This is a genomic window from Sphingobacterium sp. UBA5670 (assembly GCF_002420705.1).
Classification (GTDB): Bacteria; Bacteroidota; Bacteroidia; order Sphingobacteriales; family Sphingobacteriaceae; genus Sphingobacterium.
On record NZ_DIIM01000005.1, the window covers coordinates 544,305 to 561,788 of the forward strand.

8 protein-coding genes are annotated in these 17,484 nt (G+C 43.4%); all 8 read left to right on the top strand.

Annotation, left to right across the window (positions count from 1 at the left end):
- Window positions 1–6 precede the first annotated feature (6 nt).
- Window positions 7–3,285, top strand: a complete 3,279-nt coding sequence (locus B3C94_RS07625) for a glycoside hydrolase family 2 TIM barrel-domain containing protein (RefSeq protein ID WP_293901434.1) — start codon at window positions 7–9, stop codon at window positions 3,283–3,285.
- A gap of 153 nt (window positions 3,286–3,438) precedes the next feature.
- On the top strand, window positions 3,439–6,840 hold the full coding sequence (locus B3C94_RS07630) for a glycosyl hydrolase (RefSeq protein ID WP_293901437.1): 3,402 nt from the start codon (window positions 3,439–3,441) through the stop codon (window positions 6,838–6,840).
- A gap of 7 nt (window positions 6,841–6,847) precedes the next feature.
- Window positions 6,848–8,866: an aceric acid hydrolase gene (locus B3C94_RS07635; RefSeq protein ID WP_293901440.1), complete on the top strand. Its 2,019-nt coding sequence runs from the start codon at window positions 6,848–6,850 to the stop codon at window positions 8,864–8,866.
- Between the two features lie 18 nt (window positions 8,867–8,884).
- Window positions 8,885–10,306 (top strand): sialate O-acetylesterase, encoded by a 1,422-nt coding sequence (locus tag B3C94_RS07640; protein WP_293901443.1) that lies wholly within the window; start codon window positions 8,885–8,887, stop codon window positions 10,304–10,306.
- Between the two features lie 6 nt (window positions 10,307–10,312).
- The gene (locus tag B3C94_RS07645) at window positions 10,313–12,637 is read left to right on the top strand and encodes a DUF5703 domain-containing protein (RefSeq protein ID WP_293901446.1); all 2,325 of its coding nucleotides are present in this window, start codon (window positions 10,313–10,315) and stop codon (window positions 12,635–12,637) included.
- A gap of 270 nt (window positions 12,638–12,907) precedes the next feature.
- On the top strand, window positions 12,908–13,984 hold the full coding sequence (gene rhaT / locus B3C94_RS07650) for an L-rhamnose/proton symporter RhaT (protein ID WP_293901449.1): 1,077 nt from the start codon (window positions 12,908–12,910) through the stop codon (window positions 13,982–13,984).
- Window positions 13,985–14,007: 23 nt separating this feature from the next.
- Entirely contained in the window at window positions 14,008–16,116 is a 2,109-nt protein-coding gene (locus B3C94_RS07655) for a bifunctional aldolase/short-chain dehydrogenase (protein ID WP_293901452.1), read from the top strand.
- An 80-nt stretch (window positions 16,117–16,196) separates the two neighbouring features.
- Complete coding sequence (locus B3C94_RS07660) at window positions 16,197–17,471, top strand: sugar isomerase (RefSeq protein ID WP_293901455.1); 1,275 nt, start codon at window positions 16,197–16,199, stop codon at window positions 17,469–17,471.
- The last annotated feature ends 13 nt before the right edge of the window (window positions 17,472–17,484 follow it).

Consider the following 17,484-nt stretch of genomic DNA (forward strand, 5'->3'; position numbering starts at 1 on the left):
ATAGTTGTGTCCAAGCTGAGTGTTGCCTTGTTGCTGTCGATGTCTGCGATTTCAGTACAGGCGCAAACGGTAGACGGTAAGCCAGCGGTCATCCCACCGGTACCAAATGGTCAGATTGCCGCGCCTTGGGAAAATCCGATGATTACTTCCATCAATAGAGACCCCTCACGTGCGACAGGATATTCCTATGCCACACTTGAAGAAGCCTTGAAGAATGAAAGAGAAACAAACAAACGGATGCTCTTTTTGAATGGCGAATGGGATTTTAAATTTGCCTTCAAACCGGCCGATGCACCGCAAGATTTTCATTTGTCCGAGGTCAAGGGATGGGACAAAATCCAGGTGCCTTCCAATTGGGAGATGAAAGGTTATGATATTCCCATTTACCGTTCAGCAGTCTATCCATTTAGCCCAATTGATCCGCCGCGCATTCCCAAAGATTACAATGGTGTAGGGTCTTATCAAAAAACATTCGAATTGCCCGAATCATGGGATGGAATGAATATTACCTTACATTTTGGTGGTGTTATCTCTGCCTATCAGTTGTGGATTAATGACAAATACGTAGGTTATGCGGAAGACTCCTGCTTGCCATCTGAATTTAATGCCACACCTTATCTTAAAAAAGGTAAAAATCGCATCTCTATCCAAGTCTTGCGTTGGAGCGATGCTTCCTATCTAGAAGATCAGGATCATTGGCGCATGAGCGGTATTCACCGGGAGGTGTTTTTGATGGCCGAGCCAAAAGTGCGTATTGCTGATTTTCATTGGCAGGCAACTTTAGGTGCTGATTATCAAGATGCCAAATTCTCGCTTCGTCCAAAAGTTGATAATTTTTCAGGCGACAGTATCAACGGTTTTACGCTAAAAGCACAGTTGTATGATAGCAATAATAAGCCTATTCTCGACAAACCATTGGAAAAAGATGCTTCGGTTATCTTTGATGAAATCTATCCGAGATTGGATAATGTGAAGTTTGGACTATTGGAAACGACGATCAAAAATCCAAAGAAATGGTCGCCGGAAGAACCTAATCTCTACCGTTTGGTACTGACGCTTTACGACAAAGAAAATCGTTTGCTCGAAGCGAAGACCTGTCAAGTAGGGTTTCGGAGCATCGCTTTCTCTCCAAACGATAGCAAACTCCTGATCAATGGTAAAACGACCTACCTCTATGGTGTCAACCGTCATGATCACCATCCTGAACGCGGGAAGGCACTGACACGGGAAGATATGGAAGCGGATATTCGCCAAATCAAACAATTTAATTTTAATGCTATCCGGACTTCTCATTATCCGAATGATCCCTACATCTATGAGCTCTGTGACCGTTATGGTATTATGGTGATGGATGAAGCTAATATGGAGACCCATGGACTTGGTGGAAAACTCATGAACGATCCCTCCTGGCTGGCGGCACTTCAGGAACGTGTCACACGCATGGTGGAACGGGACAAGAATCATCCTTCCATTATCATCTGGTCGTTGGGAAATGAATCTGGAAGAGGTCCGAATACAGCCGCGATGGCTGCCTGGATCCATGATTTCGACATCACACGTCCTGTACATTACGAACCGGCAATGGGAAGCCACCAACTACCGGGTTATATCGATCCTTCGGACCCACGTTATCCAAAATCCAACGATCACTCGCACCGGATTCAAAATGTGAAGGATCAGTATTATGTTGATATGGTATCGCGGTTCTATCCCGGTATTTTTACTCCTTCATTACTCTTAAATCAGGACAATGGCGACCATCGCCCGATTCTCTTTGTTGAATATACCCATTCCATGGGCAATTCGACTGGTAACATTTGCGATTTCTGGGATATCTTTCGTGCACATCCCCGTTTGATCGGTGGTTTTATCTGGGACTATAAGGATCAGGCCTTGATTCGCAAAGATTCCGTTTATGGTAAAGTATTGGCCTATGGTGGTGATTTTGGCGAAAAAGTACACAATGGCGCTTTTAGTTTGAATGGTATCACCGATGCCTGGGGGCGACCAAAAGCGGCGATGTACGAGAATAAACGAATCTATCAGCCTGCAGAGGTCAATTTGGTTGATCCAGAAAAGGCCACGGTACAAGTCAAAAATAGATCAGCGGAGCTCAACCTAAATCATTATGATGCTGTCTTATTATTCCGCAGAAATGGGCTGCTGGTGAAAGAAGTGCCGATATCGGCCATGAATCTGGCTGCAGGCGATTCTGCCCAGGTAAGCTTTGCCAAATATTTACCTTTCAAGCGTGCCGCAGATCAGGAATATCAGCTCGATATTCAGTTTCGTTTACGGGAAGCGACAGCATGGGGACCAGCAGGATTTGTAGTCTCTTCATCGCAGGTTCGATTGCAGGAACAATCCAATGTCCTACGACCTTTATCATACAAAGGAGGTCAATTGATCAAAACTGAAACTGCCGATAAGTATCAGATCGCAGGCAAAAACTTTCAGGTTAGCTTTGACAAATCGACTGGAAGTTTGACTGCGTTTAATTACAAGGGACAGGAAATAATCAAAGATGCCATTCGCCCAAACTTTACGCGGCCGGCTACGGACAATGACCGCCGGGGCTGGAAACCGGAGAAAAAACTAAAATACTGGTATGGCACACCAAAAGTAGTGTCGGTAAACGCGCAGGAAAAAGATCAAGGGTATGAAATACAGACACTGTATGCCCTTGCAGCTGATTCTGCACAGGTAAAAGTGATCTATACGGTGAAAAATCCAGGTATTGTATCGGTAAACTACCAGCTTCAGGTGAAGGCTGGGTTACCTAATATCCCGAAAGTAGGACTTCAAATTGGGATCAATCCTACATTTGAAGATATCCAATATTATGGCCTAGGGCCAATGGAAAACTACCCTGATCGTGCTTATGGATTTGATCTCGGTGTTTATCACATGAATATTGATCAATTCATGGAGCACTATCTTTATCCGCAGGAGAATGGAAATCGGATGGATGTTCGTTGGATGCACCTTCGAAATAAAAATGCAGGTCTTTTGGTTGTCGGCGAGCAGCCGCTGTTTATGAGTGCATGGCCTTATTCACAAAAAGCAATCGTCGAAGCAAAACACTGGTTTAAATTGAAAAAGGAAGATAAGATTACCTTAAATGTCGACTTAAAACAGATGGGTGTTGGCGGAAATGATACTTGGACAGATGTATCGCAACCATTGGGAAAATATCAAATTCCGGCAAAAGACTACAATTATTCCTTTTATTTGATTCCGACAGATTTGAAACAACCGATCGAGGATTTTGTAAGATCTAATTAAATAAATGAAGATTAGCAGGAAGATATCCAGTAAGTAAAGTTAACCCCTGTAGGCGTCGACTAGTTGAAATGACGCGATAAGGGAGATACATTCAAAATTGAAAGAAATAAGCTGTCCAACCTTTTTGGATAGCTTTAAAGAACAAGATAAGATATGACGAGGATTAAGTTGCTATTAGGGACAAGTCTTCTTTTGGGCTGTTTGAGCAGCAATGCGCAGATTAAAGGTATTCCAACGGAATTAGTTCCTTTGGATCAACATTCGTTTGAACGAGCAAAACCTTGGGTATTTTGGTACTTTATGCATGCCAGCTATTCCAAGGAAGGGATTACTGCGGATCTGAAAGCGATGGCAGAAAATAAGATCGCAGGGGCCTATCTAGCACCGATCAAGGGCAAAACTAATCCGCCTCTTTTCGATCCGCCGACAGAGACGTTGACACCAGCATGGTGGGATATGTTCAAATATATCGTCCGTGAAGCAAAAAAATACGGAGTAAAAATAGCTTTATTGCCCAATGATGGATTTGCAACCGCGGGGGGACCGTGGATCAGTCCCGAGAAGTCGATGCAGAAAGTCGTGTATGCCGATACTATAATCGATAGCAAGGGGAAGCGGTTGGGGAATATTCAGTTGCCACAACCACAAGCCCAACAAGGCTATTACGAGGATATTGCGTTATTTGCAATGCCACTGACACATTCGCCGCGAAAGAGCCTTACGGAGAAGGTCCACGTATCCAGTAGCTATGGCGAAGATCTAAAACGATTGGCTGAAAGAGGCAACAAGCAAAATTTTGCAGCAGCTGCAGCAGGATGGATCCAATATGCTTTCGAGCAGCCTTTCCCTTGCAATTCATTGAAAATTGAATGGACAGCATCCAATTACCAAGCAAACCGTTTGCAAGTTTGGGCCAGCGATGATGGCCTAAATTTTCGGAAGATTACACAATTAGAATCCCCAAGAATGGGCTGGTTGGATTGGGATAATGGCGTAACACATCTGATCCCCTACACCAAAGCAAAGTATTTTCGCTTTGTATACGATCCTACAGGAAGTGAACCGGGAGCCGAAGATCTTGATTCCGGTAAATGGAAACCTTCCCTAAAATTAAATGGAATCAGTCTGTTTGAAGAAGCGCAGGTTAATCAGATCGAAGGCAAGACAGGAGAGATCTGGCGTGTTGGGAAAAAATCCGACCCAAGCGCTGTTGCCAAGGAAGCTGTTTTCGGACAACAGCAGCTTATCCGTTTGCCTAGGCCAGACCAAGCAGGTCGTGTAGACTTAACATTACCAGCAGGAAAGTGGAAAATATTGCGTCTTGGACATACTTCCACAGGTCATAAAAATGAAACTGCTGGGGCTGGAAAGGGGCTGGAATGTGATAAATTGGACGCTACTACAGTTGCTTTTCAATTTGATCAGTGGTTTGGAGCAGCCAAAAAGCATGTGGATCCACAGTTATCTAAAGAAGTCCTCACGGTATTTCATATTGATTCTTGGGAATGCGGTAGTCAAAACTGGACCCGTAGTTTTCCGGATGAGTTTTTAAAACGCCGGGGTTATGACCTGACTGACTATTTACCAGTTTTAGCGGGTTGTTTCGTCAATAGTGTAGAAGATTCCGAAGCCTTTTTGCAAGATTACAGACAGACCATCAGTGAGCTGTTGCAGGAGAAAGGCTATGCTACACTACGTCAGAAAGCGGATGAATACGGTGTCGAATTTACGGCCGAAGCCACGGCTCCTGTGATGGTCGGTGACGGGCTAGCCCATTTTGCTTCAACCGATCGTCCAATGGGTGAGTTTTGGCTCAGAAGCCCTTCGCACGATAAACCTGCGGATATCTTGGATGCCATCTCCGGAAGCCATATTTATGGCAAACAGGTGACTATGTCCGAAGCCTTTACCCAGATTCGGGCCCAATGGGACGAACATCCACGGCTCCTGAAAAGTCTTCAGGATCGTAATTATGCCTTGGGGATCAACAACCTGGTCTACCATGTGTATGTCCATAATCCCTGGATAGACCGCAAACCCGGCATGACCATGGATGGTATTGGCACCTATTTTCAACGCGATCAAACCTGGTGGAAACCTAGTAAGGAATGGGTCAATTATGCAATCCGTTCACAACAGCTACTGCAATATGGGGTACCCGTACGTGATATAGCTGTGTTTATTGGTGAGGAGATTCCACGAAGGTCTGTACTCCCCAGTGCTTTGGTCGATGTGTTACCTGGTATTATCGGTGATGGCCGTGTCCATCGGACAGATTCTTTGTTGGCCAATGTCGGCCTACCCTTACAAAAAGTTGCGGGTGTGACCACAGGAGCCAATATGTATAGACCCGAAGATTGGGTCGATCCACTAAGCGGCTATGCCTACGACTCCTTCAATCCCGATGCACTTTGGAACCAGACTAGGGTGCTAGACGGTAAGGTGATTTTTGCGGATCATATTGCTTATTCTATTCTAGTGATGCCAGGCAAAACTGCGATGAATCCGAATGGCAGCCAATATTCCCTTCGTACCTTAGAAAGCTTGTGTAAACTTGTTCATGCGGGGGCTACGGTGCTCTTCCAAGATATCCCACAGACATGGCGTGGCAAACTGACGGACGAAAAAGCACAACAGTATCGCGCTTTGCTCGCAGATTTATTCAGCGACCTCAAACCATTGACAAATACAACAGTACAAGTTAAGCAATTCGGCAAAGGGCGCGTACTTGTGGGAAACTATAACGCCAAGGATTTTAGTCCATTAAATATTGCTCCCGATGTGCTGATCAACGAAGGGCACAATCCACATATTTCCTGGAACCATCGCCGTTTCGATGGTGGTGATTTGTTTTTTATAGCCAATCAAGATAGTTTAGCGCAAAACGCAACTTTATCTTTACGGACAAAAGAAAAATATGCCTACCGTTACGATCCTGTAAGCGACAAACTAGCGGTTTTACCGTTTAAAGTGATCAACGATAGGACAGTGGCTGAACTATCGTTTGATGCTTATCAATCTGGCTTTGTATTGACCAGCGATAAAAAAATCGATATACCGACCTATCAATACTCTGGAAAAACAGCTTTGACAGGACCCTGGTCATTTACGGCCGATGGGCTGTCCGGCAAGCAAGCAATTAAACAGCAAGAGCCTCAGTTTTGGACAGCCAGTGCAGACGATGACATTAAATATCATGCTGGATCGGGAAGCTATGAGACAACGTTGCGTGTTCATGAAATTGGTAAAAAACAGCGTGCTTATTTGCATTTTTCGGAGATCGAATCCATGGCTGAAATTTTTGTCAATGAACAGTCTGCCGGGGTTGTCTGGACCAAACCTTATCAGATCGATGTAACTGATTTTATCCGGCAAGGTGATAATAAAGTACAGGTCAAGGTCTATAATACATGGGGGAACCGTTTCCTTTATGAAAAAGAGAATACAACAGTAGAAAAGAAAATACAGACAACAGCGTCAGACAAGTTCCTCAAAGGCTTATTACCTTCCGGATTACAAGGGAAAGTTGACTTACTGTGGTTAGATGCAAAATAAAGAAATCATGAATACCAAGCACAAACTAATGATCCTGGGGCTCTTCTTCGCGACGGGCTGGCAGGTCCAGGCCCAGGAAAAGTCTATTACAAATACCGGTGCAAGCCCTTATGCCGTTCAGCAAGCGGTCGATATGGGGGATGTGCAATGGACCAAAGGTTTTTGGGCCGATCGTACAAAGTCATGCTATGAGCAGATGGTGCCACAACTCTGGCACGTTTATACAGATGCTTCCATTAGTCACGCCTATCGGAATTTTGAAATTGCGGCTGGCTTGGAGAAAGGAGAACATACAGGACCATCCTTTCATGACGGCGATTTTTACAAAACATTGGAAGCTGTCTGCGCAATTTATGCACAGACAAAAGATAAAAAGCTACTTCACATGCTGGATGAAGTTATTCCCGTTATCCGCAAAGCGCAACGTGCCGATGGCTATATTTATACCAAGGCGACAATTGACCAGCAGCGATCGGGACAAAATATCGAGTTTCAAGATCGGCTGAGCTTTGAATCCTATAATATCGGGCATTTGATGACTGCAGGATGTATTCATTATCGGGCGACCGGACAACGTGAGTTGTTGGATATCGCAATCAAAGCAGCCGACTACCTGTATGGATTTTATAAAAAATCCAATCCGACCCTGGCGCGCAATGCTATTTGTCCTTCCCATTATATGGGAACGGTCGAGCTTTATCGGACGACCAAAGACCCGAAATATTTAGAATTGGCCAGGCATCTAATTGAAATTAAAGGTGAAATAGAAGACGGAACAGACGACAACCAAGACCGTATCCCTTTCCGTCAGCAACATAAGGCTACAGGACATGCCGTACGGGCAAGCTATCTTTATGCAGGTGTCGCAGATTTATGTGCCGAGATTGCAGATACGACATTGAGCAATCGTCTTTTTGAAATTTGGGATGATGTCACTAAGCACAAGATGTACATTACAGGTGGTCTGGGATCGCTGTATGATGGTACCTCACCCGACGGAACTTCCTATAATCCCAGCGAGGTACAGAAAATCCATCAGGCATTTGGGCGCGATTATCAATTGCCCAACTTAACTGCGCACAATGAGAGCTGTGCAAATATTGGCAATATGTTGTGGAACTGGCGCATGGCTAATTTTACGGGCGAAGCAAAATACATCGATGTATTGGAGCTGGCACTCTATAACAGTGTACTGTCGGGAATCAGTTTGGATGGCGACAAATTTTTGTATACCAATCCATTGAGTTACTCTTCCGATCTTCCATTCCAGCAGCGCTGGTCGAAAAAGCGGGTTCCTTATATCTCATTATCTAACTGCTGTCCACCCAATATCGTTCGTACGATTGCAGAAGTAGCCAACTATGCTTACGGACTATCCAAAGAGGCTGTCACGGTCAACCTGTATGGTGGAAATGAATTGAATACAACATACCAAGGCAAACATATCAACATTGTACAAGAATCCAGCTATCCATGGGAAGGAGCCGCCACCTTCACCTTAAAAGAGTTTCCTTCCGATTGTACGTTGAAACTACGGGTGCCGGGTTGGGCTGGAAAGGCAGAAATATGGAAAAATAAGGTAAAAGTAGAAGTACCGATCGAGAAAGGCTATGCCCTTTTAGCAGGATCACTTAAAAAAGGTGATCGTATCGAAATTAGACTACCGATGGAGGTTTCTTTGATGGAGTCAAATCCATTGGTAGAAGAAACGCGTAACCAGGTTGCGGTCATGCGTGGACCAATCGTGTATTGTCTGGAAAAGCAGGATGTGGCTGCGGATATCAATATCTTTGATCTGAAGATGAAACAAGGTGAACAGTTCGAGCCAAGACATGAAAATATACTGGGCCAGAATATTGTCCTGCTGGAAGGAAAAGCCTATCGTACAAATAGCACGAAATGGAATTCACTATACCGTAAAACTTCCGATGGAAAGCCTGAAACTATCCCTGTACGTCTAGTACCCTATTTTGCTTGGGGAAACCGTATATTTGGTGATATGAGCGTTTGGATGCCAGTTTTTTAAAGCGATAAATTTATGACGATGAAAACTTGTTTTTTTGCGATCGTGTTACTGTTGGTCCAATTGAGTAGCCAGGCGAATGTAAGTTTATCGGCGCTCTTTACCGATGGAATGGTGCTGCAGCAAAAAAGTAAAGTCCCTGTTTGGGGCTGGGCAGACCCCCAGACAACAGTAACTTTACAGACCTCCTGGAATGGGCAGAAATATCAAGCGAAAGTGGACAAGCTGGGCCAATGGAAAATTGTAGTGCAAACACCGGCAGCAGGTGGAGCTTATCAGATCAAGATCTCAGAAAAAAATGTGATTGAACTGCACGATATTTTAATCGGTGAAGTTTGGCTGTGTTCGGGCCAGTCGAATATGGAAATGCCTTTGAAAGGCTACCCAGGACAACCCATCTTGGGTAGTACAGAAGCGATCATGAATTCCAAAGACGATCAATTACGTATCTATACTGTCCCCCGAAATCCACTGTTACAGCCCGCAGCTAACAGTAAACCAAGTGTTTGGAAAAAAGCTGAGCCCCAGTCAGTAGTCGGTTTTAGTGCAACAGCCTATTACTTTGGACGGCAATTGCGCAAGACTTTGGGTGTCCCTGTCGGTTTGATCCATAGTAGCTATGGCGGTTCAAATATCGAAGCCTGGATGGAGGCATCTTGGCTAGCGGATCAGAAAGATCTTAAGATCCCCAAACAGGAGGAAGGTTTGAAGGACAAAAACCGTGTTGCGACTATGTTATACAATGGTATGATCCATCCCATTGCCGGTTACGGCATTCGTGGTATCATTTGGTACCAAGGTGAGTCTAATTACGAACGTCCAGATCAATATGAAGTCTTATTCCCCCGGATGGTCGAGAAGTACCGTGCGTTATGGGGAAATAATGAACTTCCATTTTATTTTATGCAAATTGCGCCATTTGATTACGCTTCATTGCCTCCTTATCATGTAGGGGGAAAATACAATTCGGCCTATTTACGGGATGCACAGCGTAAATCATTGGATAAAATTCCGTATTCTGGGATGGCTGTTACCTTGGATTTGGGCGAACAGAATTGCATCCACCCATCACATAAACAGCAAAGTGGTGAACGGTTGGCCTACCTGGCGTTACACGATAGTTACGGTTTTAGTACACTAAATCTCAAAAGTCCCCTGTATGAAAAATTAGAGATTAAAGGCAGTACAGCGATACTTTCTTTTAAGGATGCTCCGCTGGGGCTGACGTCATATGGTAAAGAAATAAAGACTTTTGAAATTGCGGGTAAAGATCAGGTTTTTTATCCTGCAGATGCTGTTTTGAAAGGAAAGACCATTATTGTCGCGTCGCTCAAAGTTGAGGAGCCGGTGGCTGTTCGTTATGCATTTAAAGATTTCGTCGTCGGAGAGGTGTTCGGTGCAAATGGCCTGCCCTTAAGCTCCTTCCGTACGGATGATTGGTAAAAAGAAATGATGATTGAAAAACGTATTATAGGTATTCTAATTCTGATAATTGCTTTCTTAAGCCCTGTCGAGGCGCAGGAGTTCAATTTGAAGGACTACAATGTCTCTTGGACAACCCAGAGCAAAAACTCATCTGAATCCATGCCTGTAGGAGGTGGAGATATTGGCCTGAATGTTTGGGTGGAAAATGGCGAATTACTTTTGTACTTGGGTAAGACAGGTGCATTTGACGAGAACAATACCTTGTTGAAGCTAGGTCGCGTTCGCCTCCATCTATATCCCAATCCCTTTGCCGATGGAAAATTCCATCAGGAATTGCAGTTGGACAAAGGTCATATTGTCCTGAGGGGCGAAAGCAAAGGCGTCAAGGCCGAAGTACTGGTTTGGGTAGATGTGTTTAATCCGAATGTACATCTCGAAGTAAGTGCCAATCAGAAGATCAAAGTGGAAGCAGCTTACGAGAGCTGGCGTTTTCAGGATCTGTTTCCTAAGAAGAAGGAAAATAATTCGAATTCTTGGAAGTGGGCACCGCCAAAACCGGTGGTGACGTATAAAGATCAGATTGTGGCAGAAGCAAACAATATTATTTTCTATCATCAAAATCAAGTGACTACCGCGTTTGACCTTGTCGTCGATCAACAAGGCCTGACAACCATTAAAGATTCGTTGTACAACCCATTGAAAAACAGGATTTCAGGTGGTGTTTTAAAAGGTAAGGATTTTGAATACGTTGGCCAGCGTGCAGGGACTTATATGGATACGCCGTACCAATCTTGGATACTCAAAAGTAAAGTGGCAAAGACCAATCATGCGCTTCAAGTGACTTTACATGTAGGGCAACAAGCAAACCTGCAACACTGGAAAACAGCACTGGAGAATCTGGCTATGCCCAAGGCTACATTTGTATCGCCCAAACGAGCGACAGAATCCTGGTGGAAAGCTTTTTGGGATAGAAGTCATATCGTCATCCGGCCTGGCTTAACAGATCCTAATAATGAAGCTTGGCAAGTTGGCCGAAACTATCAGTTGTTTCGGTTTATGTTAGCTTGTAATGCCTATGGGGATTATCCGACAAAATTTAACGGTGGTTTATTCACTTATGATCCTGTTACTATCGACAGTACGTTTATGTTTACACCGGATTTTCGAAATTGGGGCGGAGGTACCCATACGGCACAAAATCAGCGCCTGGTCTACTGGCCATTATTAAAGAGTGGCGATTTTGATCTCTTGCCGGCCCAGTTTAAATTCTACCAGCGTCTTTTGGGGAATGCCGAATGGCGATCTAAATTTTATTGGGGGCATTCCGGTGCAAGCTTTACCGAGCAGATTGAAAATTTTGGTTTACCCAATCCGGCGGAATACAATTGGAAACGACCAAAAGATTTTGATAAGGGCATAGAATACAATGCATGGCTGGAATATGAATGGGATACGGTGCTGGAGTTCTGCATGATGATGCTGGAGACAGAACGTTATAATAAATTCGATATTCATACTTATATACCCCTGATAGAAAGCTGCCTACGTTTTTTTGACGAGCATTACCAATACCGGGCACGTCAACGGGGTAGCAAAGTGCTGGATGATGCCGGGCACCTTGTCTTATATCCGGGTTCATCTGCGGAAACCTATAAAATGGCCTATAATTCGGCTAGCACAATTGCAGCTTTACAGCAGGTAACTAAAGGATTGTTGGCATTACCTGAGGGCTATATCAATACTGAATCGCGTCGTTATTTTCAGGGATTTTTGAACAGAATCCCGCCTTTGCCGCAGCGTGAACTTGGGGGCAAGAAGATGTTGGCTCCGGCGGAACTGTGGGCCCGGGTCAACAACACCGAATCGCCGCAGCTCTATCCCGTCTATCCTTGGGGAATTTACGGTATTGGTAAACCCGATATAGATATTGCCATTAATACCTACACATATGATCCCGATGTGCTTAAATTCAAAAGTCATATCGGCTGGAAGCAGCATAATATCTTTGCGGCACGGTTGGGATTAACGGACGAGGCGAAGCAATTGACGATTTTGAAACTCAAAAATGCGGAACGGCGATTCCCGACTTTTTGGGGGCCGGGCTTTGATTGGGTTCCGGATCATAACTGGGGTGGTTCGGGCATGATCGGTTTACAGGAAATGCTTTTGCAGGTAGCGGATGATAAAATTTACCTTTTTCCGGCCTGGCCCAAAGATTGGGATGTGGATTTTAAGTTGCATGCACCTGGGCAGACCACGGTCGAAGGCAGATTAAAAGAGGGTAAATTATTGGAACTAAAAGTTTTTCCAAAAGAAAGGGAAGCTGCAATTGTCAATCTATTGCAATAGCCATTTGAAATTGTTAGCGAAACAACATGGCGTATCATTGAATTTTAAGCATCAAATTTGGAGCTGGAATATAACATCCTAGGAGCTTGAATGCTTGACTTCGAGGCCAATAAACACGATGCCAAAAAAGAATAATAACGGGGCTATCCACAAGAATGGGTAGCCCTTTTAACTTTTTTGTACAAAAAATCGAGTCGGTCATAACAGTGCATAACAGTTCTAAAAAACCAAAGAATTAACTTAGTTGCTAAGAACCTAAATAACGTTTATATGAATGCAGTTTTCGGAGTTATATTTCATTTCATAGGCGGATTCGCCTCGGGAAGTTTTTATGTGCCGTACAAAAAAGTAAAAGGATGGTCCTGGGAATCCATGTGGATTTTAGGGGGGCTTTTTTCGTGGATTATTGTTCCGCCTATAGCAGCGATGTTAACAATACCCAATTTTGTCGAGATTATTAAAAACGCGGATAACTCCATATTAGGTTATACATTTTTGTTTGGGCTGCTTTGGGGGATAGGTGGATTAACATATGGGCTTGGTGTACGTTACCTCGGTGTTTCGTTGGGAAGTAGCATCATTTTAGGGCTTAGCATGGTCTTTGGTTCTTTGATGCCCAGCATCTATTATTTTTTCAATAAGGCCGAGGGCAAACATGGAATAGATTATTTTTTTACCACCCAATCTGGCATCTGTATCCTTCTTGGACTTTTGGTCTGTGTGATTGGTGTCTATCTTTGTGGTAAAGCTGGTGTTTCAAAAGAAAAACACTTATCCTCATTATCCTCAGAAAGCAAATCCGATTATAATTTTGGGCTGGGGATCGTTGTGGCAATTGTTTCAGGAATATTAAGTGCTTGTTTCAATTTCGGTATTGAAGCAGGAAAGCCCATGGCTGATGTTGCAAATACATTGTGGAAGTCTGTTAATCCTAATCAAGGCGAATTTCTTTACCAAAATAACGTCACCTATATCGTGATCCTGTGGGGTGGTTTTACGACCAATTTCCTATGGTGTCTTTACCTCTTGATTAAAAACAAAACGTTTTCGGATTATACGAAATCAGAAACACCGAAAGCCAAGAATTTCCTTTTATGTGCTTTAGCAGGAACGACCTGGTATCTGCAATTTTTCTTTTACGGTATGGGAGAGAGCCGACTTGGAAACGGAGCCAGTTCTTGGATATTGCATATGGCGTTTATTATCTTGATATCAAATGCCTGGGGTGTTGCGCTCAAAGAATGGAAAGGAGTAGATCGGCCTACCTACCGTTCCATCATAGCTGGCATCGTGACAATCATCATTTCCATTTGTATCGTAGGATTTGCGAAAACATTAGAAAATTAATATTAAAACAAAATATAGAAGAAGTGAAAACGTACAAACATGTCAATTATTTATGGGACGATCAGAAGGCTCAAGCACTTCGTGGTGATGAGGTAGCTTTGTTGTTATATCGTTCAAATATTCTAGGTGCAGATTTAAGAATCACAAATTATGGCGGTGGTAATACGTCTTGTAAAGTTGTGGAAAAAGATCCTTTGACGGGCGAGGAAGTTGACGTGATGTGGATTAAAGGGTCTGGTGGAGATATTGGAACATTGAAAAAATCAGGTCTTGCGGCGCTTTATTTACAACGTCTTCGCAATTTGGAAAATGTTTATCGTGGTCTTGAACATGAAGATGAAATGGTTGAGTTATTTAACCATTGTATCTATGATTTAGCGTCAAAAGCCCCTTCTATCGATACGCCTTTACATGGGTTCCTACCATTTAAGCATATTGATCATTTACATCCAGATGCTGCAATTGCGATTGCCGCGGCAAAAGATGGAAAAAAGATAACACAGGAATTGTTTAATGGAACCATAGGCTGGGTTGATTGGCAACGTCCTGGATTCGATCTTGGGCTGCAATTGCGTGCCTGCTTGGAAGAAAATCCAGGTATCCGTGGTATCATGCTGGGCTCACATGGCTTGTTTACTTGGGGCGATACAGCATACGAATGTTATATCAATTCCTTGGATGTAATCGAAGCTTGCGCGGAATATCTTGAGCAAAACTATGGCAAAAAAGCACCTGTATTTGGTGGGCAGAAAGTAACTAGCTTGAGCAAGGAGGAAAGAACGTCACAGGCAGCCAAACTCGCTCCTGTTTTAAGGGGTTTCTGTTCCAGTGAACGTCATATGATTGGACACTTCACGGATGATGAGCGTGTATTGGAATTTATCAATTCACATGATTTAGAACGTTTGGCCCCGCTTGGTACCAGCTGTCCGGACCACTTCTTAAGAACTAAAATTCAACCGTTGGTATTGAATCTGGATAAATCAGAAGATTTGGACAACGTGGAGGAGCTAAAAGCGAAATTGACGCCATTGTTTGAAGCGTACCGTGAAATGTATGCACAATATTACGAAAACTGCAAACATGAAAACAGTCCAGCTGTACGCGACAAAAACCCGGTTATTGTTTTGTATCCAGGTGTTGGTATGTTTGCTTTTGCCAAAGACAAACAAACGGCCCGTGTAGCGGCAGAATTCTATACCAATGCAATCAATGTAATGAAAGGAGCCGAAGCTGTAAGTGAATATACTGCTTTACCTCGTCAGGAAGCATTCGATATTGAATATTGGTTATTGGAAGAGGCTAAGCTTCAACGTATGCCAAAGCCAAAAGCTTTATCTGGAAAAATTGCTTTGGTTACTGGAAGCGGTGGCGGTATCGGGAAAGCGATCGCAAAGAAGATGGCTCAGGAAGGCGCTGTTATTGTCTTAAATGATATCAATACGGAACGATTGGAATCCAGTAAAGCCGAATTTGTTGCCGAGTTTGGAAAAGATTCAGTCATCGCTACGATCCTCGATGTAACCAATGCCGAGTCCATTAAGGATGCCTTGAAAGATGCTTCTTTAGCATTTGGCGGTATTGATATTATTGTAAACAATGCTGGACTATCGATTTCTAAAACTATCGAAGATCATACGGAGAAAGATTGGGATTTATTGTACGATGTATTGGTAAAGGGGCAGTTCTTGGTTACTCAGGGAGCGACTTCAATATTAAAAGGGCAGGCAATCGGTGGCGATATCATCAACATCGTCAGCAAGAATGCCTTGGTTAGCGGTCCAAACAATACAGGATACGGAAGTGCAAAAGGTGCACAATTGCATTTAAGTCGTTTATGTGCAGCAGAACTAGGGCCGGCAGGAGTACGTGTAAACGTTGTCAACCCTGATGCAGTTATTTCAGATAGTAATATCTGGGCCGGTGGATGGGCTGAAGGTCGTGCGAAAGCCTATGGCATCACTGTTGCCGAATTGCCTGCTTACTATGCAAAACGGACGCTATTGAATCAGATCATCCTGCCAGAAGACATTGCAAACGCGTGTTTTGCTTTTGTCGGCGGACAATTGCATAAATCTACTGGAAACGTTTTAAACGTTGATGGTGGCGTTGCTATGGCGTTTGTACGCTAATTTTAATATCTTAGGTGTCGCGTTCGGAAAGGGAAAAATGTACGCGACACCTAGCATTTTTACACGATAACCATTAAATCATGATTCTAGATAAGAAAATTATAGATCAGCACAATAACCAATTAAAAGATAAGCATAAAAGGTCGTTTGACTATGTTTCGGCAGATGTTCCACAGGTTGGTGAAATTCTGAATAAACTTCAAAATTTTCAAATTGCTATACCAAGCTGGGCATTAGGTACGGGCGGAACTCGCTTTGGCCGTTTTTCTGGTGCAGGTGAACCAGGCACTTTAGAGCAAAAGCTCGAAGATGTTGGGTTGCTGCATGCACTGAACAAATCAAGCGGAGCAATTTCTTTGCACATCCCTTGGGATATTCCTTCAGATGCGGAAAAAATTAAAACATTGGCATCCTCCCTGGAAATTGGATTTGATGCCGTAAATTCTAATACTTTTCAAGATCAGGCGGGACAGGCGCACAGTTATAAGTTTGGTTCATTGCACCATGTCGATCCAAAAGTTCGTCAGCAAGCGGTGGATCATAATATTGAAGTTATTAACTATGGCAAAGCTGTGGGTTCTAAAGCTTTGACCGTTTGGTTGGCCGATGGATCATCTTTTCCTGGGCAATTGAATTTTAGAGAAGCTTTCCAAAATACGTTATCAAGTTTACAAGAAGTATACAAGCACCTGCCGGAAGATTGGAAACTCTTTGTTGAGTACAAAGCATTTGAACCCTATTTCTACTCCATGACAATTGGTGACTGGGGACAATCCCTTTTGTTAGCAAATAAACTAGGACCCAAAGCATATACATTGGTTGATTTGGGACACCATTTGCCAAATGCAAATATTGAACAAATTGTTTCTTTATTGTTGATGGAAGGAAAACTAGGTGGATTCCATTTCAATGATAGCAAGTATGCTGACGACGATCTGACAGCTGGAAGTATCAAACCATATCAATTGTTCTTGATCTTCAATGAATTGATAGACGGTATGGATGTAAAGGGTATTGACCATGCGAGCGGACTAGGGTGGATGATTGATGCCTCTCATAATCTGAAAGATCCATTGGTAGACCTTCTACAATCTGTTGAGGCAATAAAGATTGCGTATGCACAAGCTTTATTAGTCGATCGTGAAGCATTAAAACAAGCACAGCAAGCAAACGATATCGTCAAAGCACAGGAAATCCTGCAGGATGCGTTTCGTACCGATGTTAGACCGCTTGTTGCAGAAGCAAGACTGAGAAGCGGCGCGGCCTTAAATCCAGTTCAATTATTCAACGAAGAAAATTTACGGAATAAACTTATCGAGGAACGCGGAGTAAATTCTGTAGCTACAGGTTTGTAATTAGGGAAAAAAG